The organism is Pelagibius sp. CAU 1746 (assembly GCF_039839785.1).
In the GTDB taxonomy this organism is placed as follows: domain Bacteria; phylum Pseudomonadota; class Alphaproteobacteria; order Kiloniellales; family Kiloniellaceae; genus Pelagibius.
Window position 1 is genome coordinate 203,721 of the sequence record NZ_JBDOQT010000002.1, and the last position, 23,320, is coordinate 227,040.

General features: G+C 65.7%; 24 protein-coding genes and 1 tRNA gene. 10 read left to right on the forward strand and 15 right to left on the reverse strand.

What is annotated here, in order from left to right:
- The first annotated feature begins 70 nt into the window (after positions 1–70).
- The 4 genes from AAFN88_RS17810 to AAFN88_RS17825 all read left to right on the forward strand — a co-directional run bounded on the left by AAFN88_RS17810 (position 71) and on the right by AAFN88_RS17825 (position 2,216).
- Positions 71–805 (forward strand): hypothetical protein, encoded by a 735-nt coding sequence (locus AAFN88_RS17810; protein ID WP_347521906.1) that lies wholly within the window; start codon positions 71–73, stop codon positions 803–805.
- Between the two features lie 2 nt (positions 806–807).
- On the forward strand, positions 808–1,302 hold the full coding sequence (locus AAFN88_RS17815; RefSeq protein WP_347521907.1) for a hypothetical protein: 495 nt from the start codon (positions 808–810) through the stop codon (positions 1,300–1,302).
- Between the two features lie 92 nt (positions 1,303–1,394).
- Positions 1,395–1,895, forward strand: coding sequence for a hypothetical protein (locus AAFN88_RS17820; RefSeq protein WP_347521908.1), 501 nt, complete (start codon positions 1,395–1,397; stop codon positions 1,893–1,895).
- A 111-nt stretch (positions 1,896–2,006) separates the two neighbouring features.
- Positions 2,007–2,216 carry a hypothetical protein gene (locus AAFN88_RS17825; protein WP_347521910.1) on the forward strand — a complete coding sequence of 70 codons (210 nt, stop codon included), beginning with the start codon at positions 2,007–2,009 and terminating at the stop codon, positions 2,214–2,216.
- 69 nt (positions 2,217–2,285) lie between these two features.
- Here AAFN88_RS17825 and AAFN88_RS17830 read toward each other — a convergent pair whose 3' ends face one another.
- Positions 2,286–2,933 carry a DUF4145 domain-containing protein gene (locus AAFN88_RS17830; protein ID WP_347521911.1) on the reverse strand — a complete coding sequence of 216 codons (648 nt, stop codon included), beginning with the start codon at positions 2,931–2,933 and terminating at the stop codon, positions 2,286–2,288.
- Positions 2,934–3,036: 103 nt separating this feature from the next.
- On the opposite strand from AAFN88_RS17830, the gene AAFN88_RS17835 reads away from it, so the two are divergent.
- The gene (locus AAFN88_RS17835; RefSeq protein WP_347521912.1) at positions 3,037–3,183 is read left to right on the forward strand and encodes a hypothetical protein; all 147 of its coding nucleotides are present in this window, start codon (positions 3,037–3,039) and stop codon (positions 3,181–3,183) included.
- Between the two features lie 92 nt (positions 3,184–3,275).
- Here AAFN88_RS17835 and AAFN88_RS17840 read toward each other — a convergent pair whose 3' ends face one another.
- The 3 genes from AAFN88_RS17840 to AAFN88_RS17850 form a co-directional block, all read right to left on the reverse strand.
- Positions 3,276–3,809 carry a hypothetical protein gene (locus AAFN88_RS17840; protein WP_347521913.1) on the reverse strand — a complete coding sequence of 178 codons (534 nt, stop codon included), beginning with the start codon at positions 3,807–3,809 and terminating at the stop codon, positions 3,276–3,278.
- Between the two features lie 18 nt (positions 3,810–3,827).
- On the reverse strand, positions 3,828–4,220 hold the full coding sequence (locus AAFN88_RS17845; protein ID WP_347521915.1) for a hypothetical protein: 393 nt from the start codon (positions 4,218–4,220) through the stop codon (positions 3,828–3,830).
- 158 nt (positions 4,221–4,378) lie between these two features.
- A tRNA-Met gene (locus tag AAFN88_RS17850) sits at positions 4,379–4,455 on the reverse strand.
- 266 nt (positions 4,456–4,721) lie between these two features.
- Between AAFN88_RS17850 and AAFN88_RS17855 the strand changes: the two genes are divergently transcribed.
- Entirely contained in the window at positions 4,722–6,584 is a 1,863-nt protein-coding gene (locus tag AAFN88_RS17855; protein WP_347521916.1) for a radical SAM protein, read from the forward strand.
- Between the two features lie 180 nt (positions 6,585–6,764).
- Here the strand turns inward: AAFN88_RS17855 and AAFN88_RS17860 are convergent, their stop codons facing one another.
- From AAFN88_RS17860 to AAFN88_RS17870, 3 genes are all read right to left on the reverse strand, one after another.
- Positions 6,765–7,076, reverse strand: a complete 312-nt coding sequence (locus AAFN88_RS17860; RefSeq protein ID WP_347521918.1) for an SCP2 sterol-binding domain-containing protein — start codon at positions 7,074–7,076, stop codon at positions 6,765–6,767.
- Positions 7,077–7,153: 77 nt separating this feature from the next.
- Positions 7,154–8,278, reverse strand: a complete 1,125-nt coding sequence (mnmA, locus tag AAFN88_RS17865; protein WP_347521919.1) for a tRNA 2-thiouridine(34) synthase MnmA — start codon at positions 8,276–8,278, stop codon at positions 7,154–7,156.
- 55 nt (positions 8,279–8,333) lie between these two features.
- Positions 8,334–9,755: a hypothetical protein gene (locus AAFN88_RS17870; protein ID WP_347521920.1), complete on the reverse strand. Its 1,422-nt coding sequence runs from the start codon at positions 9,753–9,755 to the stop codon at positions 8,334–8,336.
- Positions 9,756–9,935: 180 nt separating this feature from the next.
- Here AAFN88_RS17870 and AAFN88_RS17875 point away from each other — a divergent pair, with 180 nt between their 5' ends.
- Positions 9,936–10,427 carry a DUF302 domain-containing protein gene (locus AAFN88_RS17875; RefSeq protein ID WP_347521921.1) on the forward strand — a complete coding sequence of 164 codons (492 nt, stop codon included), beginning with the start codon at positions 9,936–9,938 and terminating at the stop codon, positions 10,425–10,427.
- A gap of 10 nt (positions 10,428–10,437) precedes the next feature.
- Here AAFN88_RS17875 and AAFN88_RS17880 read toward each other — a convergent pair whose 3' ends face one another.
- On the reverse strand, positions 10,438–11,436 hold the full coding sequence (locus AAFN88_RS17880) for a radical SAM protein (protein WP_347521922.1): 999 nt from the start codon (positions 11,434–11,436) through the stop codon (positions 10,438–10,440).
- Positions 11,437–11,614: 178 nt separating this feature from the next.
- On the opposite strand from AAFN88_RS17880, the gene AAFN88_RS17885 reads away from it, so the two are divergent.
- Complete coding sequence (locus AAFN88_RS17885) at positions 11,615–12,046, forward strand: YqaA family protein (RefSeq protein ID WP_347521923.1); 432 nt, start codon at positions 11,615–11,617, stop codon at positions 12,044–12,046.
- Between the two features lie 26 nt (positions 12,047–12,072).
- Here the strand turns inward: AAFN88_RS17885 and AAFN88_RS17890 are convergent, their stop codons facing one another.
- The 5 genes from AAFN88_RS17890 to cysE are packed head-to-tail and all read right to left on the reverse strand — an operon-like array spanning position 12,073 to position 16,149.
- Positions 12,073–12,402 carry a ferredoxin family 2Fe-2S iron-sulfur cluster binding protein gene (locus AAFN88_RS17890; RefSeq protein ID WP_347521924.1) on the reverse strand — a complete coding sequence of 110 codons (330 nt, stop codon included), beginning with the start codon at positions 12,400–12,402 and terminating at the stop codon, positions 12,073–12,075.
- A 43-nt stretch (positions 12,403–12,445) separates the two neighbouring features.
- Positions 12,446–13,660, reverse strand: coding sequence for an IscS subfamily cysteine desulfurase (locus AAFN88_RS17895; protein ID WP_347521925.1), 1,215 nt, complete (start codon positions 13,658–13,660; stop codon positions 12,446–12,448).
- Between the two features lie 11 nt (positions 13,661–13,671).
- Positions 13,672–14,787 (reverse strand): cysteine desulfurase family protein, encoded by a 1,116-nt coding sequence (locus AAFN88_RS17900; RefSeq protein ID WP_347521926.1) that lies wholly within the window; start codon positions 14,785–14,787, stop codon positions 13,672–13,674.
- A gap of 32 nt (positions 14,788–14,819) precedes the next feature.
- Positions 14,820–15,350, reverse strand: coding sequence for an Rrf2 family transcriptional regulator (locus tag AAFN88_RS17905; RefSeq protein ID WP_347521927.1), 531 nt, complete (start codon positions 15,348–15,350; stop codon positions 14,820–14,822).
- Between the two features lie 31 nt (positions 15,351–15,381).
- The gene (cysE, locus tag AAFN88_RS17910) at positions 15,382–16,149 is read right to left on the reverse strand and encodes a serine O-acetyltransferase (protein ID WP_347522774.1); all 768 of its coding nucleotides are present in this window, start codon (positions 16,147–16,149) and stop codon (positions 15,382–15,384) included.
- A 342-nt stretch (positions 16,150–16,491) separates the two neighbouring features.
- On the opposite strand from cysE, the gene AAFN88_RS17915 reads away from it, so the two are divergent.
- The gene (locus tag AAFN88_RS17915) at positions 16,492–17,157 is read left to right on the forward strand and encodes an alpha/beta hydrolase (RefSeq protein ID WP_347521928.1); all 666 of its coding nucleotides are present in this window, start codon (positions 16,492–16,494) and stop codon (positions 17,155–17,157) included.
- Positions 17,158–17,186: 29 nt separating this feature from the next.
- On the opposite strand, the gene AAFN88_RS17920 is transcribed toward AAFN88_RS17915, so the two are convergent.
- Positions 17,187–18,305, reverse strand: a complete 1,119-nt coding sequence (locus AAFN88_RS17920) for an anhydro-N-acetylmuramic acid kinase (protein ID WP_347521929.1) — start codon at positions 18,303–18,305, stop codon at positions 17,187–17,189.
- Between the two features lie 207 nt (positions 18,306–18,512).
- Here AAFN88_RS17920 and tyrS point away from each other — a divergent pair, with 207 nt between their 5' ends.
- Positions 18,513–19,769 carry a tyrosine--tRNA ligase gene (gene tyrS / locus AAFN88_RS17925; protein WP_347521930.1) on the forward strand — a complete coding sequence of 419 codons (1,257 nt, stop codon included), beginning with the start codon at positions 18,513–18,515 and terminating at the stop codon, positions 19,767–19,769.
- Between the two features lie 38 nt (positions 19,770–19,807).
- On the opposite strand, the gene AAFN88_RS17930 is transcribed toward tyrS, so the two are convergent.
- Entirely contained in the window at positions 19,808–23,113 is a 3,306-nt protein-coding gene (locus AAFN88_RS17930; RefSeq protein WP_347521931.1) for an AsmA-like C-terminal domain-containing protein, read from the reverse strand.
- Positions 23,114–23,320: the final 207 nt, after the last annotated feature.

The window sequence follows — 23,320 nt, forward strand, 5'->3', positions numbered from 1 at the left end:
TGACCGGCGTGTTCTTTCTGAGGGCCGTGTCATTGAAGGCCGCCACATTCAAACGGACAGGCGGCACCAAATGACATTGCTGCACCTCGTCGCCTATACGCCTGACGACCAGATTTCGGTCGTACCGGATGCCGGCCGCGTCCGAGCGGCTGACCTTGCTCTTGCCGATCCGCCAGAGGGAACGGAGTTTCTCGACGGTGAGTTGATGCTGCTAATTAAGGATAACGACGTTGTCATCTGTCGAAGCGGGCTCGGCGAGAGTGCTCTGGTCGCTTACGTGACTGAACTGACCGCAAGACACGGATTAGATTCTGCCGCGATGGCCTTTCAGTTGATGAAGCGCGCTGACATAGACAAGCTGGCGATGATTCGGCGCGACGGCATCAAGAAGGTGTCTATGAACACGATTGCTCACGCAGCGGCTGTCGACTTTGTCGGGCGGGAAACTGTCCGACGCAAGCTCCTCGGTGATGTTTTGGAAGAGTTGAAAGCCGTTCTCGGAATGGAGGATGAGGTTCCTGATGAACCCGAGAACCTGAAAGTCGAAGTGCTTTTCTCGTTTGATAAGCGGAATGGGACCGAGCTAGACCAGCGACAACTTGCCCTCCTCGCCGAACGGGTGCTTGCAGAAGACGAAGATGAAGGCTTTATGATCGAAACGTTGTCCGGCCGCAAACTGCGCGCGCAGGACATTGTCCTGTCCAAGCCCGTGCGCATCCGTGCCTACGGCAAATCAATACATCATCATGATGCGTGGGGTGAGCTACGGGAGTTCTATGACGAACTGCGTCGTCGACCAGGCTAGAAATGAGCAACAGAGCAAAATGGGCCTACAGAATTTACGGGGCTTTCGCAGTCATTGCGGGCCTCTCGGTGGGGATTTTTGGCCATAGCCTAATCGCCAACAACAGCGATGCCACCAGTGTCATCGTCACAGTCTTCTCTATCCTCGCAGGCTTTCTCATCGCTGTGATGACGTTACTGGGGGACCAGTCGGTGTTGCCAGGGAGTTGGCGTATTGCCGAGACAAAACGCACAAACATCAAGGTGAAGCTGATTCGGCAAAAATGGCTCTTCTATCTCTATCTCCTAACGCTATTGATCATCTTTGTTGCCGCGCTCACTAGGTCGCACTGGCCGGAAACTACTGCTTGGCTTGAGCGCGGATACTTTGCGCTCGCGACCTGTGCGTTCCTGCTCTCTTTCCGGCTGCCATCAACGCTTATGGACGTTCAGATGGACCGAGTCGAAGCAGTAATTGGCGCCCGGCGACAATCCGCGTCTAAGCTCGATCGATCTTAGTCAACTTTGCTTTCCACGCGTTGAAGCCATTTCAGTTTGGTGCTCGGGTGCTAACCAAGGCTTTGCCAGCAATTCTCCCGGAGATACGCCTGATGCAGATTCCAGAAAGCGCAAAGCCGTTCCGCCTTGAGGACGTAGAAGTCGGACACCTTCTCGTTGGCCGCATAAGGCCAGAGGAGAAGAATTTCTTTGCTATCCGAGCTGAACCTCATCCAGCGATTCCTAGTGAAGGCCCATGCTTGGTTCTATTGAACTCATGGATTGCTGATCAAGCTCTACCCCTCTGGTTCACTGGCCAACGTCGGCAAAGCGTGCTTGACCTCGGTAAACACTGGTTCATCGATGTCCCAATCTCCGAAGATGAGCCCACCTTCAGAAGTGCTGGGAATACGCTGCTATTTAAAGTAGGGGCTGACTTCTTTCTAAAGCTTGAGGATGGTAATTATCTCAACCTCTCTCTGGGAACCCTGCAAAGCGAGCCTCCTCACCTCAACGAGGCTTTCGTCGCCTGGGCGGCATTCTCGATAAGGCTTCGAGAACCGGACGGAGACGATAAAGGCGCGGAAATCTTCCGCTGGCCTGCGCCCACTTGATACTCGCCGCAGCCCTAATAGCTTCGCCAGTCACTGTCAGGACAAAAAACCGAAATCGTCAGTGCTCACCACACAATCGCGCCTTCGAACAACAACCAATGGGTGACTCCCATGCCTGAGTATCGGGTGGTTTTCATCAAGTCCGTCGACCCTGGTGATGAGATGAGTGAAGACGTAAGCACGCTGATCGGGTTGAATGCGACCACGCGAGACGCGGCCGAGGCTGAGGCCTTTGCCCTACGACGCCCCGAGGACGCAGCCGGATTCAAGCTGCTGCGCGATAATCACTACGAAGGGCCGAAACTCTGGTTTGACTTGTAACGCTCGTCTCAGATTCAATTCTGCCAAGTCGTTCTGCGTTGCTCGCAGCATCATCTTCCTTCTCAATAGTCATCTTTTGGGTCGCGGCGGCACCTGCTGCTTCAGCTCGGCTATCTTTTTGTGGAGTACGTAGACAGTCTGGACCACACTCTCAGTCACGTCCATGAGCGTATTGAGCTGGTTCCGGTTTGGCTTCCATGCACGGTGCGTTGAGGCGTGCCCGGCTTCGAGCGTTTCAATCAAAAAATCAGCTTGAACAGAAGATAGGTATCCTGCCTCCTTGAACGCTTCTACATTCTTCGCAAAGCTTCCCTGGTCGCCGATCTTTTCGATCATGACATGCTCCAGCAATGATCGTGTTCCAATCGCCGCGAGGCGCCGAGAGCGATTGTGAAGCGCGGTGTAGACTTCCTTGAGCAGCTCTTCGACGGGGTTGTCACCGAAGTGGAAGGGGTCAGTGAGGTTTCCAATCCAGTCGGGCTCGGGACGCGCCATCGCCGGAGGGTAATAAGTCACCGTCGGCTCATCATTTTCGGAAAAGTAGCTGGTGTGCCGCAGTGTAATCGACTCGCACCCTCGGCATCGAAGCATCTCATAGCGATCCGAGCCGTAAATCGACTCGTATTCACTAATCTCCTCGTCCCAGGACGTAGTCTCCTCGTGGAGAACATCGTGGTTCTTGTCGCCCTGACAAGCGTTACAATGGGCTTTGGTCATCTCCGGTCCATTTACCTCACATTACTTCAGTGAGTGCCAACAGCATTGAGGCTGGGGTCTCACCACTCAGTCGGACTACAAACCACCTGTGATACGACCGTCAATGTCCATCCCCTCCTCGCTGAACTTCGCCGTGATGGGCGCCGTCATCCTGGTCGGCGTGCTGGCCGACCAGCAGTTCGCCCGCTACCGCCAGCGCAAGCGCCAGGCCCAGGCCCTGAAACTCGCCACGGCGGAAGGCGAGGACTGAACCCCCAGACGCAAACAAGGCCCTGGCGCGCTGACGCCAAGGCCTTGTTTTCATTGGTAGCTGGGGAGGGACTCGACCCCCCGAAACGCGGACTATGATTCCATAGGATGGTCGTCAGCCGATTCTCGGTCCCGGCAGTCAAGCAGTGCCATGCATCGGCAAAGAACCTCGCGCTGCACGCTTTCCGCAACTGGCTCGCCCCACTCGCCGCGCAAAGGTCTTTGCTGCACATTTACCGACTCCACCGCAGGGATCGCTATCCTGTGCGCTTTCAGCACTTCAATGGCTTTCTGCAGATACTTCCTGGGCTGATCAGTAGACGCGCCATACATGTCGATGAGGCCGATCTCGACGGTATCGTCGACAAGTCGAAAGAAACTGTCTTTCAGTTCTGCGGGAACCGCAGCCGGGACATCTTCAGGCATCGGGTCACCGCGCCCGTTGAGGCGCAGAATTGCGCCGGCCCCCTCCCAGTCAGGCAGATTCGCGGCACCCAAAAGTGATACCTGGTGGGTGACCAGTTCCTCTATCGCGCTGTGCATGATTGCGAAGTGCCCGCAAAACGCTGAGAGGCAGAGGGCGCCAAGCGCCTGCATTTCCCGAGTACTAAGTTCTTCGATGCTCACCGTCCCTCGATGCTCCTATCACAGCGATCCGGCCTCTCCACAGAGGTAGACGGCCCACATCGCTACAATCATGACCAAGAACGAGCCGCCCGTCATAAATGCTGCCGCGGCCATGGTCTTACGCATCCATCTGAGATAGAAGCCCGACTTCTCCGGATGCCGCTTTACGTCCCACATTTTGTATTGGTGCCGGCACCAAGCAGCCAAAACCGCAATGGCCGCCGCAGCCAAGACTCCGGTAAGCGCCACCAAGACAGAAGGCCGGCCCGCGATCTGTGACAATGCCTCGAACTGGCTGACAATGCCCAGCGCCGTAGCCAAAGATACAGCCTGCGTCGTGGCAATCGTGAACTGCTCATTTCCGAACAGCGTTGACCTGTCGGGATGCAGATTGGGATCGTCGTCGCTCATGCCTAATTATACGCGAATCAACCATCGCGCTATAGGGTAAGCAGCCCCAATCTCTCCGCTGCCTACCGTCAGAAGCAGCCATACCCACCAGCCCTGCTCCCCCGCCACCCAAACGCAAACAAGGCCCTGGCGCCGTCGCGCCAAGGCCTTGTTTTCATTGGTAGCGGGGGAGGGACTCGAACCCCCGACACGCGGATTATGATTCCGCTGCTCTAACCAGCTGAGCTACCCCGCCATAGGGTGTGGCGGGTCGTATATGGCCTCGGCCCCGGCCCTGTCAAGCCGAAGCTGGGCGGCGGCGGGCGGCGGGCCGCCTGGAACCCCGAGAAACCAAGGAAATTGGCTGAAACCGGAGGTTCACCCCCTCCCTGACCCTCCCCCATCCAAGGGGAGGCAATTCCGGAGGGGCCGGCCCCGCCTCTAGTGGCCCCGGCTAATCAATCGTGCTAGGGTTGCCGCCACAAACCGCGCGGATTCATCGGTGAAGGGGGGACCAAACCGATGTCAGGTGTTGCCGTTGACGGTGCCGCGACAGGCACCGAGAGCCCCGCAGGTAAGCGCAAATTCCAGGTTACCCTGATCAAGCCGTCGCACTACGACAAGGACGGCTACGTCATCCAGTGGTGGAAGGCCTGGATCCCCTCCAACTCGCTGGCCGCGCTCTACGGCCTGGTGCTGGACGCCGAGGCGCGCCGGGCGCTGGGGCCGGACGTCGAGATCGAGATCGACGCCTACGACGAGATGAACATCCTGCTTCCCTTCAATGACATCATCGCCCGCCACAAGGCGGCCGAGGTGGACGGGGAAGGCTCGGGCGGGCCAGGAAGTGGAGGTTTGGTCTGCCTGGTCGGCGTGCAGTCGAACCAGTACCCCCGCGCCCTGGCCATGGCGCGGCGCTTCCGCGCCGCCGGCCTGCAGGTCGCCATCGGCGGCTTCCACGTCAGCGGCTGCCTCTCCATGCTGCCGGGCGTCCACGAGAGCCTGCAGGAAGCCCTCGACCTGGGCTGCTCGCTCTTCGCCGGCGAGGCCGAGGAACACCTGGACCGGGTGCTGAACGACGCCCTCCACGGCAGGCTGGAGCCGATCTACAACACCATGGCCCAGCTACCGGACCTGCAGGGCGCGGTCACCCCCTTCCTGCCGCAGACGCTGGTGCGCCGCTACGACGGCCTGATCAGCAGCTTCGACGCCGGGCGCGGCTGCCCCTTCCAGTGCTCCTTCTGCACCATCATCAACGTGCAGGGGCGCAAGTCGCGCTACCGCAGCGCCGACGACGTGGAGAAGCTGATCCGCGCCAACCACGCCCAGGGCATCACCCACTACTTCATCACCGACGACAACTTCGCCCGCAACAAGAACTGGGAGGCGATCTTCGACCGCATGGCCGAGTTGCGCGCCGAAGGCATCGACATCCGTTTCCTCATCCAGGTCGACGTGCTGGTGCACAAGATCCCGAACTTCATCGAGAAGGCCAAGAAGGCCGGCTGCACCAGCGTCTTCGTCGGGCTGGAAAGCATCAACCCGGCGAACCTGAAGGAGATGAAGAAGAACCAGAACAAGATCACCGAGTACCGCAAGATGTTCCAGCAGTGGCGGGCGCAGCAGGTGATCACCTACGCCGGCTTCATCATGGGCCTGCCCAACGACACGCCGGAGTCGGTGAAGCGCGACCTGGAGATCATCCAGCGCGAGGTGCCGGTGGACATGATCGAGATCTCCATCCTCACCCCCCTGCCCGGCTCCGAGGATCATCAGACCCTCTACAAGCAGGGCACCTGGATGGACCCGGACCTCAACAAGTACGACCTGGAGTGCGTCACCTTCGAGCACCCGCTGATGTCGCGCGAGGAATTGCAGCAGGCCTACTGGGACGCCTGGGACCACTACTACTCGATGGAGCACGCCGAGACCCTGATGCGCCGCGCCATCGCCGACGGCATCAAGCCGGTGCGCATCTGGCAGCACCTGCTGCAGATCTACGGCGCCATGCGCTACGAGCGGGTCCATCCGCAGCAGTGCGGTTACTTCCGCCGCCGCGTGCGCTCCGAGCGCCGCCCCGAGCTGCCGCGCGAGAACGCGCTGGTCTTCTATCCCAAGAACATCGCGCGTGCACTGAGGAACTACGCCGGCATGGGGATCTACGCCTGGCGCCTGCACCGCCTGCGCCGGCGCCTGGAAGCCGACCCCGCCGCCAAGGACTACACCGACGAGGCGCTGGCCCCGGTCCTCGACCACGGCGAGGACGAAGAGCTGGAGATGTACCACGTCAACCAGGCCGCCAAGGCCGCCGTCGCCAAGGCCAAGGCGGAAGCCGAAGCCCGCGAACGCCACCAGGTCAGGCGCGCCACCAACGCGGCGGAGTGATCGCCGGCAAACGCCGGCCGCACGCTCCACCCCCCACCTAACCTCCCCCCATCAAGGGGGGAGGGACGTATTCTGAGCCGACCCGGCAATGAATCCCCTCCCCCTTGATGGGGGAGGGTTAGGGTGGGGATGCCCCCTTCTCCAATTCAAGACGTAGAGATTGGAACCAAAGAGACCGATTCAGTCGCCCAGCATGGCCGCCAGCTTCATGGCGACGCCTGTGGAGCCGCTGATCTTCAACTTGCCGGTCATGTAGGCCAGGGTCGGGTCCAGCGAGCCGGACAGCAACTGGTCGAAATTCTCCAACGACAGGCTCAGCACGGTGTCCGCCTCCGCCTCGGTGCCATCGGACGGGCCGATCTCGGGCGGCGTGACGGTGCCGTCCCAGACGAGAGAGCCATCCTCCCCGAGGTTGAACTGAACACGGTAGCCGAGCGGCGGATTCACCGCTGCCTGGGATTTGAGCTTTTCGGTGAGGGAGTCGAGGGACATGGTGCGGCTCTTCCGGGGGATGCCCGGCCAATCGCCCCTACCTGGATGCCGGCCGGATCGGTTGCGTCGCCCGCCGCTCAGGCGGCGAGACGGCTTTCGGCCGCGGCAATCCAGCCGCCGCCCAAAACCCGGCTGCCTTCATAGCACACCGCGGCCTGACCCGGCGAGACTCCGAACTGGGCGTCGTCCAAGACCACTTCAGCGCCGCCGTCCGGCAGCGGATAGAGCGTCGCCGCCGCCGGCGCGCTGACCGAACGCAGCTTCACCTCGCAGCGCCGGCCCTCCGCGGTCAGCGGCGCCCCACCCAGCCAGTTCACGTCGCGCAGGATGACGCGGTCGCGCGCCAGCGCCGCTTTCGGGCCGACGACGACGCGGCGCGTCTCCGGTTCCAGGCGCACGACGAACAGCGGTTCACGCTCGCCGCCCACGCCCAGGCCGCGGCGCTGGCCGATGGTGTAGTGGATGATGCCCTCGTGGCGGCCCATGACGCGGCCGTCGACGTGCACGATGTCGCCCGGGTCGGCGGCGCCGGGGCGCAGCTTCTGCACCACCTCGGCATAGGAGCCCTGCGGCACGAAGCAGATGTCCTGGCTGTCGGGCTTGTCGGCGACGACGAGGCCGAAACGCTCGGCCTCTTCACGCACCCTGTTCTTTTCCATGCCGCCGAGCGGAAAACGCAGGAAGTCGAGCTGTTCCTGGGTGGTGGCGAAGAGGAAATAGCTCTGGTCGCGCTTGGGATCGACGGCGCGGTGCAGTTCCGCGCCGTCCGGTCCCATCTTGCGCTGGACGTAGTGGCCGGTGGCCAGGCAGTCGGCGCCCAGGTCGCGGGCCGTGGCCAGCAGGTCGCGGAACTTGACCGTCTGGTTGCAGTTCACGCAGGGGATCGGCGTCTCGCCGCGCAGGTAGCTGTCGGCGAAGTCGTCGATGACCGACTCGCGAAAGCGGCTTTCGTAGTCCAGCACGTAGTGCGGGATGCCCAGGCGCTCGGAGACCTGGCGGGCGTCGTAGATGTCCTGTCCGGCGCAGCAGGCGCCCTTCTTGGCCAGCGCCATGCCGTGGTCGTAGAGCTGCAGGGTGATGCCCACCACGTCGAAGCCCTGGGCGTGCAGCAGCGCTGCGGTGACGGAGGAGTCCACCCCGCCCGACATGGCCACCACCACGCGGGTCCGTCCCGCCGGCTTGTCGATCCCAAGACTGTTCATAGAGCCGGAATATAGGGCCGAACCCGCCGGGTGCAAGGAATGAGGCCGCCGGGGCCTAGCCCGCCCCCAGGATTTCCCGCAGCCGGTCCAGGGGCTGCGGGCGGCGCGAGAGGTCGAAGGCCACGGTGAAGTGCCCCTGGCGGCGCAGGAATAAATTCGCCGGCGGCACGCCCCAGCGCCGCGCCAGGGCCAGGCCTCCGGCAAAGGGCGTCAGGTCGTCGGCTTCGCCCAGCGCCATGACGATCTTCTCCGGCGCCATGGCCGGGGCACCGCGCGGTTCCATCAGCGGCAGGTAGCGGTCGATGTCGGCGACGCTCCAGCCCTTGGCCTGCAGGCGGGCCGGCAGGCCGATGGCCGCGGCCAGGCTGCCCTGGAAAGCGACGTCGTGCAGGCTCTCGCTGCAGGCCACCAGGATCAGGGCGTCGGGGCGCAGCTCGACCGGCCAGTCCCTGGCCGCCACGGCGGCGAGCTGGCTGGTGAGCGCCCCCAGGCTGACCCCGCCCAGCGCCACCGGCCCGCTGTCCTGCCCCTTGTTTTGTTTGCGGGCCCAGTCGACGTAGACCGGCAGTTCGGCGCCCCAGGCGGCGAAGAGTTGCAGGAAGCCCAGCGGGCCGTGCGCCATGGCCGGCTCGCCGCCGAAGGTGCCGGGCCGGCGCCGGCGGCCGTGCCAGGGGCCCTCGGGGCGGATTACCCGGACGCCCTTCAGCGCCAGGGTCGGCACGATGTCGACGCTGTCCATGGCCTCGCTCCAATGCTCGCTCTCCACGCAGATGCCGTGAAGGGAGATGAGCGTCGGCGGGTTCTCGGCCCCCTCAGGCTCGAAGACCTGGGCCCAGGCGCAGTCTCCGGGCAGGCCCGGGGCGGGAAAGCGGATCCAGCACTGCCGCCCGAAGGGGCCGGGCACCCAGTGCGACTGCTCGACCGGCGGCAGACCGTCAATCTTGATGCAAGTGCCGCCGTCGCCCTGGAGCGCCTCGGGGGCCGGCATGTCCTCCGGATGCGGCAGTTCCCACCGCAGCCGGGGCACGCGCTTGCGCAGGCAGAGGAAATAGCGCCGCGCCGCCATGAGGTCGTGTGCGGCCTTGCGGCGCGCGCGCTCGGCCGCCACCAGGGCGGCGGCGGAGGGCGCCTCGGGCGCGAAGAAGAGATCGCGCCAACGGGCGTCGGCTCCCGCGTGGACCTGCTTCAGTTCCCGGGTCTTCGCCAGGGCGCGCCGGAGACGCCAGCCGCAAAAGCCGCCGGGGAAGGCCTGCAACTCCAGGGCGGCGGCGAAGGCCGCTTCGTCTGTGCCGTTTTCCAGGGCCGCCGCCCAGGCGCGCGACAGCGGGAAGTACCAATTGGGCACCAGCTTCACGGCCAGGCGGTCGTACCAGGGCCGCATCATCAGGCCGCCCAGCGCGTCCAACTTCATCGGGGAAGACAGCGGGCCCGGCAGGCGGGCGATTTCCGGTGCGACAGGGGAATCGTTCGACGTCATGGCGCGCGAGCATAGCCCCTGCCCGCGCCGCGTGCAGGTCTTTTGCATGCGGCCCCTAGTTGCCCTTTCTTGCCCCAGGATCACAGGGTCGACTCACGGGGAGTTGAGCCCCGGGAGATGGCGGGGCCTCTAGACTGATGCCCGACCTTTCCACGCAACACGGCCCGACGGAGACAGCCGATGATCCCCCGCCTGACGCTCTTGCCCCTGCTGAGCTTCTTCCTGCTGCTCACCGTCCCGGCCGCACCCGCGCAGGCGGACCTCATGGCGCAGCCCGGCTGGAAGGTCATGAAGACGCAGCACGGCTACACCGATCTGGTGGCGCGCCTGGAGAAAGCCATCGCCGACAACAAGATGGGCCTGGTGGCGCGGGCCAGCGCCACGCTGGGCGCCAAGAAGGTGCTGAAGAAGGATATCCCCGGCAACACGGTGATCGGCGTCTACCGACCGGATTTCGCCGTGCGCATGCTGGAGGCCAGCGTCGCCGCCGGCATCGAGGCGCCGATCCGCTTCTACGTGACCGAGAACGCCGACGGCACCGCCGATCTCAGCTACAAGACGCCGAGCCACGTCTTCGCGCCCTACGCGGACGGCGGCCAAGCGCTGAAGGACCTGGCGGCGGAGCTGGACGTCATCTTCGCCAAGATCGCGGCGGAGGCCGTGGGGAGCTAGTCGATACCGTTCAGTCTTCCGACTCGGCGGCCTGGCGCCGCCGAAGCTGCTGCAACGGCCGCTGTCCGGAGCTGAAGAAGCGGTTGTCGGCCTTCATGCCGAGATAGATCTCGCAGGTGGTGCAGGGAATGTCGTCACGCGCCGGCTTCTCGCCCAGGAGCATTTCGCGGGCATAGAGCATCTTTTCGCTGTTGACCGCCTTCTCCAGCCCGTCGGTGAAGGCGTTCGCGCCGAAGTCACCCCAGAAATTGCGGCAGCAGCCGAGCACCTTGCCGTCCCAATTGATCTGCGGCAGATGCCACAGCTGCTGGCAGATTCCCTGCATGTAGTTGTAGCCGTGCTTTTCCTTGAACTCCGCACGGGAGGCCACGCCGACGCCTGAAAGCCTCGCCACCGCCTCCTTGTCCTTCACGCTCGAAAAGCCGTCGTCCCAGCTCAGCTTGGCGCGGAAGGTCATGCCCAGGCTCTCGGCCAGCCGCTGCGCCGCTTCGATCTCGTGCTCGTTGTGGCCGAAGATGATGAACTGCCATTCGAGACGCGGCAGTTCCGAGCCGTATTGCCGCTTGAAGCCGTTGATCTTCTCGATATTGCCCAGGACCGTCTCCAGCGACCCGCGAACGCGATACTTGGCGTAGGTTTCCTGGGTGGCGCCGTCGATCGAGCAGACCATGCTGTGAAAGCCGTACTTGACCACCCCTTCCAGGACCTCGTCGCGCACGTTGTTAAGATTGACGCCGTTGTTGCCCGTCAAGGTGACACCATGTTCATGGGCGCAGGCCATGATCTCGAGGATCTCGGGATTGAGGAATATCTCGCCGTAGTTCGACAGCTCGATCAGCTTGAGCGAGGGATTTTCCTCGAGCAGCTTGCGGAAATTTTCCGCCTTCAGAAAACCCTTGCCCACCACCGGGTCGATCGCCTTGGTGGTCGTCGGGCAGGACGGGCAGCGCAGCTGGCAGAAAGACGAGCCTTCCAGACGAATGTTGCTTGGTATGATCCATTGAGCCATGGCATTTTCCCCTGCTTGCCCCGCATCGGCGGCGGCGTTCCAGTTTAGCAAAAATGCCGTCCCGGCAGCGGGAAATCGCAGCATGGCTAAGGCGGCGCCGGTCGGAGACCCTTGTGCCTGGAGATTCTCTGGAGGTCCATGATTAATCCCCGCGCCTTCGAAGGGGCCGCAGCGCTGTATGGCTGAGCTCGGCGCCTACGGCGGCCTGTTCCTGATCGCCTTTCTGGCCGCGACCATCTTCCCCGCGCAGTCGGAAGTGGGCCTCGCCGGGCTCCTGCTCTCTGGCGACTATTCGACCGTGCTGTTGATTGCGGTGGCGAGCCTGGGGAACACGCTGGGCGCCGTGGTCAACTGGGCGCTGGGGCGCGGCGTCGACCGCTTCAGCGACCGCCGCTGGTTCCCGGTGAAGCCGGCGCAGCTGGAGCGCGCCGCGCGCTGGTATCATCGCTATGGAAGATGGAGCCTGCTGCTGAGCTGGGCGCCCTTCATCGGCGACCCGCTGACCCTGGCCGCCGGCGTGCTGCGGGAGCCCTTCGGCCCCTTCCTGCTGCTGGTCGCGCTCGCCAAGACCGGCCGCTATCTCGTGGTCGCGGCCTTGGCATTGAGCTGAACCGAACTGACGTCTAGACCGGGCTCTCAGCCCAGCATGGAGTTCACTTCCTTGGGCAGCTCGACGACCAGGCCGTCCAGTTCCTCGGTCATGACGATCTGGCAGCCGAGGCGCGAGGTCGGCTTAAGGCCGAAGGCGAGGTCGAGCATGTCCTCTTCGTCCTCGGAAGGCTCGCCCAGCTTGTCGTACCAGCCCTCGTCGACGATGACGTGGCAGGTGGCGCAGGCCAGCGAGCCTTCGCAGGCCCCTTCGATATCCACGTCGAAACGGTGGGCGATCTCCATCACCGAGAGACCGACGGGGGCATCCACCTCCTTGCGGTTCCCGTCCTTCTCGATGAACGTCAACTTCGGCATTAAGTCCTGCTCCTAACTCGTCGTCTCGTCTGCCCGGCCACAGCTACTCGGCAGCCGCGCTGCCCTCGTCGCGCAGCCGCTTGACCGCCGCCGCCAGGTCCTCCACCGCCCGGTCGATCTCCGCCTCCGTATTGAAGCGGCCGATGCCGATGCGGATCGACCCGCGCGCCCGCTCATCAGGCATCCCCAGGGCCTGCAGCACGTAGGACGGCTCCACCGCCGTCGAGGTGCAGGCCGAGCCGGAGGAAACCGCCAGGCCCGTCAGCGCCTTGATCAGGGCCTCGGCGTCCACCCCCTCGAAGGCGAGGTTGAGATTGCCGGGGATCCGCTGCGTGGCGTGGCCATTCAGAGCCACCCCGGGAAGGCGGCCTGTAATGCCCTCCAGGAGGCGGGTCTTCAAGGCCGAAATGCGCGCCTCTTCCTCGGCCATCTCCCGAGCGGCGACCTCGGCGGCCTGGCCGAGGCCGACGCAGAGCGGCGTCGGTAGGGTACCGGAGCGCAGGCCCCGCTCCTGCCCGCCGCCGTCGAACAACGGCTCCAGGCGTACCCGCGGCCGGCGCCGCACGTAAAGCGCGCCGATGCCCTTGGGGCCGTAGAACTTGTGGCCCGACACGCTCAGCAGGTCGATGCCCAGCGCCGCCACGTCGAGCGGGATCTTGCCCACCGCCTGGGCGGCGTCGCAGTGAAAGTAGGCGCCCTTGGCGTGGCAGATCCCGGCAATCTCGGCCAGCGGCTGGATGACGCCGATCTCGTTGTTCACCGCCATAATGGAGACGACGGAGGTCTCCTCGCTCACCGTCGCGGCCAGCCGGTCCAGGTCGACCAGACCGTCCGGGCGCACCGGCAGGAAGTCGACCCTGTGGCCCTCCCGTTCCAGGTGGCGCACGCTCTCGATCACGCACTTGTGCTCGGTCGGCAGGGTGACCACGTGGGGACGCTTCTCGCGGTGGAAGCGCGCGGCACCCTTGATCGCCAGATTGTTGGCCTCCGTCGCCCCGGAGGTGAAGATCACCTCCCGCGGCGTGGCGCCGATCAGGGTGGCGAGCTGGCCGCGCGCCTTTTCCACCGCCTCCTCCGCGTCCCAGCCGAAGGCATGGTGCGTCGAGTGGGGGTTGCCGAAGCGCTCGGTGAAGAAGGGCAGCATGGCCTCGACCACCCGCGGGTCGGTCGGCGTGGTCGCCTGGTTGTCCAGGTAGATACCCGGCGGCCGCCTGTTCGCCTTCTTGGGGTTCGGCTTGCTCGTCTGCTTCTCGGTCATCCCCGCCCCCCTCACGCCGCCCGGCTGCGCCGGTAGAGCTCGCCCCAGGCGGACAGCAACCGCTCGACGTCCTGGGGAACGCTGGCCCAGCCCAGCGACACGCGGATCGCCGAGCCGGCCTCCTGCGGCGAGGCTCCCATGGCGGTCAGCACGTGGGAAGGCTGGACCTTGCCGGAGGAGCAGGCGGCGCCGGAACTGACCGCCACGCCGGCCAGGTCGAGGGCCATGATCTGGGTCTCGGCGGCCAGGCCGGCAAGAGCCACGCAGGAGGTGTTGGGCAGACGCGGCGCGCCACCGCCGAACACCTTAAGTTCGGACGCTAACATTTTGATTTCACGTTCAAAGTAGTCGCGCAGCTCACCCAATCTCTGAAGTCCGGGCAGATCTTCAAGTGCACTCTCAGCCGCCGCCCCGAAACCGGCGATTCCCGCCAGATTCTCGGTGCCGGCGCGGCGCCGGCGCTCCTGCCCGCCGCCGCGCTGCAAGGCGCGCAGCGGCTGCTCCGGGGAGACCAGCAAAGCGCCCACGCCCGGCGGCCCGCCCAGCTTGTGGGCCGAGAGGGTCAGGAGGTCGACGCCCAGCGCCGTCATGTCGAGGGGAATCTTGCCGGCGGCCTGCACGGCATCGCAGTGGACCCAGGCGCCGGCGGCGCGCGCCAGCGTCACCACCTGTTCGATCGGCTGGATCACCCCGGTCTCGTTGTTGGCCAGCATGACCGAGACCAGCGTGCCTTCCGGCGCATCCTCCAGTGCCGCGTCCAGGGCCTGCAGGTCGACGACGCCGTCGGCGGTCAGTCCCACGACCTGGGGTTCAAGCCCCGGCGCCTCCGGCACCGCCTGCAGTACCGAGTCATGCTCGCCGGCGGAGACGACGATGCGCTGGGCCGGCAGGCCGCGCAGGGCCAGGTTGTTGGCCTCCGTACCCCCGGAGGTGAAGATCACCCAGTTGGGATCGGCGCCCGCCAGCGCGGCGACCTTCGCCCGCCCCTCCTCCACCAGGCGCCGGGCGCGGCGGCCCGGCCCGTGCACCGAGGAGGCGTTGCCGGGCTCGGCCAGCGCCGCCGTCATGGCGTCGAGCGCTTGCGGCCGGATCGGCGCCGTGGCGTTGTAGTCGAGGTAGGCGGTCATGCTGGTTCGCGTGGCGGCTTACGGCCGGCCGCCTAGCCGGCGGCGCGGCAAGGGTTGTTGCCGTCGGTGGGGCCTTCGGCGGCCGAAAGGTCATCACCCGGCGCCTGCACCGCGCCGCGCGGCGCGCAGGGGCCGACACCGCTGGTCCCCAGGATGCGCCGCGAGATCACGTCGTCCACGGTGACCGAGCTGAGATAGAGGTAGATCTGGTTGCCGAGTTCTTCCCAGAGGTCGTGAGTCTGGCAGCGGCTCCGGTTGCCCCGGCAGCCCAGCGGCTGGCCGGGCATACAGCGCGTGGCGCGGATCGGCTCGTCCACGGCCAGGATGATATCGGAGATCCGGGTATCGCCCGGCGCATGAGCCAACAGGTAGCCGCCTCCGGGGCCGCGCACCGATCGCACCAGTCCGCCGCGACGCAGCTTGGCGAAGAGCTGCTCCAGGTAGGAAAGAGAGATCTCCTGCCGCTCGGCGATATCGGCCAGGGCCACGGGGCGGCCCTCGGCATGACTGGCGAGGTCGCAGAGCGCCATCACGGCGTAACGGCCCTTGGTGCTCAACTTCACCCTGCTTCTCCCTTCACTGGGCTCCGCGGCCTCAGCATTTGCCTTGCGGCTGTTTCACTTCGCCGAGATCGCGCTCGTCGCCCTCGACGGGCAAGCCGTTGCCCGAAGACGCCTCGCCGGAGCGGCCCTCGAGTTCGTTGACGCGGGCGCGCAGGCTCTGGACCTCGTCCAACAGGCCATCCAGCGCCCGGGCGACGGGGTCGGGAATGTTACCGGTCGGCGTACCGTAAGCGACGAAGGGGGCGGTTTCGGTGTCCGGGGTCCGGCTGGTCTGAACCGCGCGTCCCGGAATTCCGACGACGGTCGCGCCCTCCGGCACCTCCTTGGTGACCACCGCGTTGGCGCCGATGCGCGCGCAGCGGCCGACGGTGAAGGGCCCCAGAATCTGGGCGCCGGAGCCGACGATCACGTTGTCCCGCAAGGTCGGATGGCGTTTCACGTTGCGCTGGCTGTCGCTGTCGACGCTGGGCGAGGTTCCGCCCAGGGTGACGCCTTGGTAGAGAGTGACGTCGTCGCCGATCTCGGCGGTCTCGCCGATCACCACGCCCATGCCGTGATCGATGAAGAAGCGCTCGCCGATGGTCGCGCCGGGATGGATTTCAATGCCGGTCAGCACGCGCCCCATGGCGGAAATCCAGCGCCCCAGCAGGAACCAGCGCCGCCGCCAGCAGGCATTGGCCAGGCGATAAAGCATGATGGCCTGGAAACCGGGGTAACAAAGCACCACCTCTAGGCGGGAGCGCGCCGCGGGGTCGCGCTGCATGGTGGCATCGATTTCGGCCCGTAGAGACTTGAACATCGCTTCGCTCATCGTGCTATTATCGCCGCCTTTTGTCGCCCAGGGTGGCCTGAAACGCCGATGCTGCACCCCAAAATCACCTGGCGACAGTACCTGGAGATATAGTAAGCCTGAGTAGAATGGTCAAGTTTCCGGCCGGCCAAAAAAGGTCGGAATAATAACAAGATGCGATCATCGGACGAAACGTCCAAGCGAAACGCCTGAGAAATGCGCAAGGACACGCCGCCGCGCCGCCGGTTGCCTTGGATGTCCTTTCGGGGCCACTCACCTTCCGGGAGCCACCGGGGCGCCCGGACCGCCGCTTGATCGCACCGCCGAGAGAAGAATAGGAATAAAGGGTCTATGCCTGACGTGATCTTCAATGGCCCCGAGGGCCGTCTTGAAGGACGCTACCAGCACAGCAAGCGCCCCAACGCGCCCATCGCCCTCATGCTGCACCCCCACCCGCAATACGGGGGCACCATGAACAACAAGGTCGTCTATACGCTGTTCCACGCCTTCGTGCGCCAGGGCTTTTCGGTCCTTCGCTTCAACTTCCGGGGCGTCGGGCGCTCGCAGGGCGTCTTCGACCGCGGCGAGGGCGAGCTGTCGGATGCCGCCTCGGCGCTGGACTGGCTGCAGACCTATAACGAGAACGCCGAGGGCTGCTGGATCGCCGGTTTCTCCTTCGGGGCTTGGATCGGCATGCAACTGCTCATGCGCCGGCCGGAGATCAGCGGTTTCATCTCGGTGGCCCCGCCGGCCAACATGCACGACTTCACCTTCCTGGCGCCCTGCCCCTCCTCGGGCCTGATCCTTCAGGGCGACAAGGACGAGGTCGTGCCCGAGCCTTCGGTGAAGAAGCTGGTCGACAAACTGTCGTCCCAGCGCGGCATCGCCATCGACTACAGGGTGGTGGCCGGGGCCGGGCATTTCTTCCAGGACGAGATGGAAGAGCTCAGCGGCCACGTCGACGACTACCTGGCCAAGGCCCTGGCGGCCGAGAACAGCAAGACCGCCACGGGCTGACGCCCGCCCTGGGGCCGGCGCCCGCCGGCCTAGGCGTGAGCGCCTTCCGGCGCGGGATGCAGCAGGCCGCCGCTGGCCGGCCGGCTGACCCCCGTGGTGGTCGGCAACGTCAGCGGCAGGCCCGCCAGGGAGCGCAGGGCCAGATAGGCGAAGGCTTGGGCCTCCAGGACATCGCCCTGCCATCCCACCGCCTCGACCGGCTCTACCGGGACGCCCAGGCGCTCCGCCAACATGGCCATGAGGGTCGGGTTGTGGCGCCCGCCCCCGGTGATCAGCCAGCGCCGCACCGGCGCCGGGAAGTGCCCGGCCGCCCGCGCAATGGTGGCCGCGGTGAAGGCGGTCAGCGTGGTCGCCCCGTCCTCCAACGACAATCCAGCCGCCGGAAGCGCCGAGAAATCGTCCCGATCCAAGGACTTGGGGGGAACGCGCTCGAAATAGGAGTTGTCCAGAAGCCGCGCCAGCAGCCCCTCGTCCACCCGTCCGGCGGCCGCGAGGGCGCCGTTGCGGTCCAGCGGCTCGCCGCCGTGCTGTTCGACCCAGTCGTTGACCAGGGCATTGCCGGGGCCGGTATCGAAGGCGATGACCTCGTCTTCGCCCGCAAGGTCTCCGGGCCCAATCCAGGCGACGTTGGCGACGCCGCCGATATTGACCACCGCCAAGGGCCGTTCCAGTTCCGCGGCCAGGGCCGCCTGGTAGAGCGGCACCAGGGGGGCGCCCTCGCCGCCCAGGGCGACGTCGTTGCCGCGCAGGTCCGCCACCACGTCGATGCCCGTCTCCGCCGCCAGCAGGGCGCCGTCGCCGATCTGCCAGGTGCGGCCCTCCTGCGGCCGGTGCAGGATGGTGTGGCCGTGGAAGCCGATGACGCGAACCTCCTCCGGCGCCACCGCGGCCTCCGCCAGCAAGCGGCGCACCGCCTCGGCGTGGCGCAGCGTGAGTTGCCGCCCGACCTCCTCGACCGGCCCCCGGCCGCCCAGGACCGAGCGCAGGCGGCGGCGCATCTCCGGCTCGTAGGGCAGACTGAAGCTGGCCCCCATTGTCACCTGGCGCAGGCCGTCGCTGCGGATCAGGGCCGCGTCGATGCCGTCCAGGGAGGTACCGCTCATCAGGCCCAGGGCCCAGGGCCGCTCCCCATCCAACGATCTCACCATGGCTGTTCCGTCCTTCACTTGCTTCCAGGGTCCGCCCGGGAGGTTCTAGCGGGCAGAGATTACGATTCGGTCAAACTAGGTTAACGCCCGCCATGCGCCCAGGGCACGGAAATTTGGACCGTCAAATTGTGATCCCGGCGGGATTGTGTTAAATGCCTGCGCCCGCCGGCGGCGGGCGCCTCTTGCCAGCAGGAAAAGACCAGAACGATGACAGCGCCCCGTTCCGACTTCCTGCGGACCCTTCAGGCCCGCGGGTTCATTCACCAGTGCACCGACCTCGATGCGCTCGACGCGCGCGCGCTGGAGGGGCCCGTCACCGCCTATATCGGCTTCGACGCCACGGCGGACAGCCTGCACATCGGCCATTTGGTCCAGATCATGATGCTGCGCTGGGCGCAGAAGACCGGGCACAGGCCGATCGCCCTGATGGGCGGCGGCACCACCAAGGTCGGCGACCCCTCCGGCAAGGACGAATCCCGCCAGCTCCTGACCTCCGCGCAAATCGACGCCAATGTCGCCGAGATACGCAAGACCTTCGACAACCTTCTGGATTTCACCGCAGGTCCGGACAGCGCCATCATGGCGAACAACGCCGACTGGCTGGACAGCCTGCAGTACATCGATTTCCTGCGCGACGTCGGGCGGCACTTCACCATCAACCGCATGCTGACCTTCGACAGCGTGAAGCTGCGTCTCGACCGCGAGCAGCCGCTGACCTTCCTGGAGTTCAATTACATGATTCTCCAGGCCTACGACTTCTTGGAATTGAGCCGCCGCTTCGACTGCAGCCTGCAGATGGGCGGCTCCGACCAGTGGGGCAACATCGTCAACGGCATCGAGCTGGCGCGGCGCATCGATCAACGCCCGCTCTACGGGCTGACCACGCCGCTGATCACCACGGCTTCCGGCGCCAAGATGGGCAAGACCGCGGCCGGCGCCATCTGGCTCGGCGCGCACCGCCTCAGCCACTACGACTACTGGCAGTTCTGGCGCAACACGGAGGACGGCGACGTCGGCCGCTTCCTGCGCCTCTTCACCGACATGGCGGAAGAGGAGATCGCCAAGCTGGAAACCCTGGCAGGCGCCGAGGTCAACGAAGCGAAGAAGATTCTCGCCTTCGAGGCAACCAAGCTGTGCCGGGGCGAGGCGGCGGCGGCCGAGGCGGCGGAGACCGCGCGCCAGACCTTCGAGGAAGGCAAGAGCGCCGAGGGCCTGCCGACCATCGAGGTGACCCAGGCCGAACTCAACGGCGGCATCATGGTGTTTGAGCTGATGCGCCGCGCCGGTCTGGCCAAGAGCAACGGCGAAGCGCGCCGGCTCATCAAGGGCGGCGGTGCCCGGCTCAACGACGTCACCATCGAGGACGAGATGCGGACCGTGGGCCTGGATGACCTGGGCCCTGACGGCAGCCTCAAGCTCTCCGCGGGCAAGAAGCGCCACGCGCTGGTGAAGCTGGCCGGCTGAGGAATCGTCCTCTCCCAGCGGGGAAAAGGCGAAACGTACTACTTGTCGATGCGCTCGCGCTTTTCGGGAATCGCCTGGCCCTCGGCGCTGCCGGGCTCGGCGGTGAAGATGTTGCGCAGGAACCCCGGCGTCAGCGCCGAGAGCGGATTGACCGAGACCTCCGGGTCGTCGACCTCTCCCTTCACCTTGTAGACCACGGCGAAGAGCCCCTCGCCCTCGCCTCCGGTCAGCAGGGTGCCGAGCAGCGGGATCTTGCTGAGAAAATTGTTGATCGAGTAAGCCGGCACGACGACGCCCGTCAGGTCGATGGCATCGTTGTCGAAATCGATCTCGCCCTTGGCCGTCAGCCCCAGGGAGGCCCCGTAGATGCGCATCAGCTCCGTCGTCGCCACGCCGTCGTCCAGCACGAAGTCCCCGTCCATGCCCTGGAACGGAATGCCCTCGCCGCGCAGCAGGTCGAGAACGCCGGTGAAAGAGGCGACGGTCAGCAGCTTCGCCATGGCCGGTGCGTTCACCATGACGAAGTCGCGCGCCTGCACCTTGGCCTCAATGGGATGGGTGGGGCTCGGACCCGCGCTCTGGCCGGTGATCTGGATGCGCCCGCCGACGACCGTGTCGGCGATATTGGTGGCCCGGAGCAGCGCGCCGAGATCGTCGCTTTGGGCCAGCAGGCGCTGGCCGCTGCCGGCGGCGTCGGGCGCGAAGGAGAACTGCAGGTAGCGGCGGGTCAGTTCGGCCGTCACGTCCGGCTTCACCTCTTCGACCACGACGCTGTCGCCGGCCTGCGTTTCCAGTACTTCCTTCTCCGGCAACTCCGGCTCCGGCGGTGCGGCCTCGGACGGTTCAGGCCTGCTGGGCGACCAGTACTGCTCGGGAATGCTGCCGGAGAGGCGGATGGTCTCCCAGCCGGTCGTGCGGCGGCGCAGCTCCAAATTGACCCGCTCCAGACGGCGCTCGCCGGCGAAGTAAAGCACCTCCAAATCCGGCGCCCTGATGCTCAACGGCTGGTAGCTGCGCGGCGTCCTTGCCGGCCCGGTTTCCGGCGGCGCGGGGGGCTCTTCCTGTCCGGTCTTTTCCGCGTCGTCGCTCAGGAAGGGCTCGGCATCCAGGATGCCGCGGCCGATGGCGACGTCGATGCCGTCCTCGTCCAGCAACAGCGCCACGTCCTGCAGGTTGCTGCGCCCGAAGGTCACCCGCTCCAGGTCGATCGACCCGAGCCCCTGGCGGTCGCGCCCGGGAGAAGCCTTGCCGCGGGCGGTGAGATCGCCCGCCTGCAGCACGATATCGCGGTAGGCCAGCGGTCCGCCGGAATCCATCTCGACCGTCAGTCCCAAGCTTCCGTCGATGCCGGGCTCCTTGCGCCAATGAATCTCCGGCAGGGAGATGCTGGCTTCTTTCAGGTCCGCAGAGATCTGCAGGGTCGAAAGGCCGTCGTCGCGGCTGATCATGGAGACCTTCGCAGCCAGCGGACCGCGCACCGCCTCGCCGATGTCGAGGCCGAAGCGCGCCCGCTCTTCGTCGCTGCTGCGGGGAATCTCCGCTTCGAGCACCGAGCGCACCTTGGCGCTGGCGGCGAAGCTCTCTTTCCAGCTGGCCGAAAGCGGCACGCCGCCCAGATTGAGAGGTCCGGAGAGCTGCATGCCGCTCTGGTCAAGAACGATGGAAAGCTGCGCGTCGGTCATGTCCTGGCCAAGGAAGACGCCCTTCAGTTCGCCGTTGTAGACCGAGGCCTCGGTCTGCAGCGTCACGTCGTCGAAGCTGAGGCTCTTGGCGAGAGGGAACTGAAAGGCGAGCCGCGCCGAGACCGCCCCGCCGCTGCCCGTGGAAGAGAAGCCCAGCCGGGACAGCAGATCGAGGCGCGGGTGTTCGAGGAGCGCCAGAACGTCATGGACCGGCCCCACCGCCGTGGTGTCGATCGTGAGCTTTTCATACAAGCCCCGCTTGGGATCGGCGGCACTGAAACCCGTGATCTGAACCTGCGAATCGCCTAGCGCCAACCCTTCCAGCCGGCCGGTCTCCACCGCGAAGCGCAGCGAATCCAGGTCGAACTTGGCTGTCCCGCCGATTTTTCGGATCGACGGCAGAGGGCGCAGATAGTGGACTTCCAGGTCGCGGTATTGCAGCGTCCCCGTCATGCCGGTCACCTGGGTGACGGAGAAATCGCCCTGCGGCACCTCCGCCGCCAGAGCGGCGGTCGCTTTGTCGACCACACCGTCGGTTACGTTCTCCAGAACCCAGGGCCGCGCATCCGATGCAATCGATTCCGGCCAGTAGGTCGCAAGCTCGGCAAGCCGCATACCTTCCAGCGTGGCGTCGGTATCGATGCGCCAATCGCCGCTGAGGGGGTCGTAATCGAGGGCGCCTGCCAGGCCGAAAACCGGCCCCGGCGCCTCGCCGTCGCCCAGCGCGATCCGCGCCTCTTCAAGGTCGAAACGCCGCTCGTCGCTGTCGTAGCGCCCGCGCATGTTCAGGTCGCGCACAGGAAACGCCGCCATCTCGATGCCGGGAATCTTCAAGGTCCCGGCAAAACCCTGAATATCGAAGCCGGTATGTCCCAGCTTGCCGTCCAGCGTCACCGAGGTCGAGATAGAGCCGCTGATCCGCGATGTCAGGCCGCCGACAGGCGCCAGTTCCGGGATCGCCTCCGCCAGGGCGGCGAGGCTGATATCGGAGAAGCCGGCGGCCAGGTCGACGACTTGAGCGCTTTTGTCGAAGAGAAAAGCCGCATCGAAGGTTGCCGGATCGCGGTGGCCGGCGAAGCTGAGGCTGATGTCCCCCGCCAGCCCGGCGATGTCCCGGCGCAGGGAGATTTCCGCCGAGGGCGCCGCCCAGGAAATACCGAACATCTCGTCGCGCACGAAGAGCTGACCGTCGCGGATACGGACTTCGTCGAGAAAGGACAGCGGGCTGCCCCCGTTCCGCTCGGCCAGCAGTTCCTCGATCATGCTGCCCAGGACCAAGCTCTCGCCGCGCGCGGCGTCCGCCGGCGCCGTGGTCTCCACTTCCAGTTCATCGCCGAAACCGATCCGGCCGTCCTTGCCGCGCACCAGGCGGATGCGCGGGGCGATGATCTCGATCTGGTGGGGGGCGAGGGTGCCCCGCAGCACGGCGCTGGCGCTCAACTCGAAGGCAACTTCCGGCAGCGAGGCGATAAGATTGTTATCCGCGTCGCGCACCACCACCTCGGCGGCATGCAGCACCAGGCCGCGGCTCCCCTCCTCCCAAATCAGGAAAGTGCCGCCGACATCGACGGAATTGCTGCTGGCCCGGTTGATCGCCTCCTGCAGGTGCGGGGTGAGGAAATCAGTGCGAATCGGGCCCTCGGAGAGCCGCCAGGCCGCCACGCCGCCGACCAGAACGGCGGCGGCGAAAACGCCGCCGACAAGCTCGATCCCGAAGCGGATCAGCTTATGGGTCCGCGAACGGCGCGGCTTGTCCCGCCGGACGCGCGCCTTGACGCCATCCTTGCCATCCCTGCCGCCCGGCCTGCCCTCTCCGGCCGCCGCCGAAGTCGCGACGGCGACCGCCGCGCCCTCCGGCGCTTGACCGGA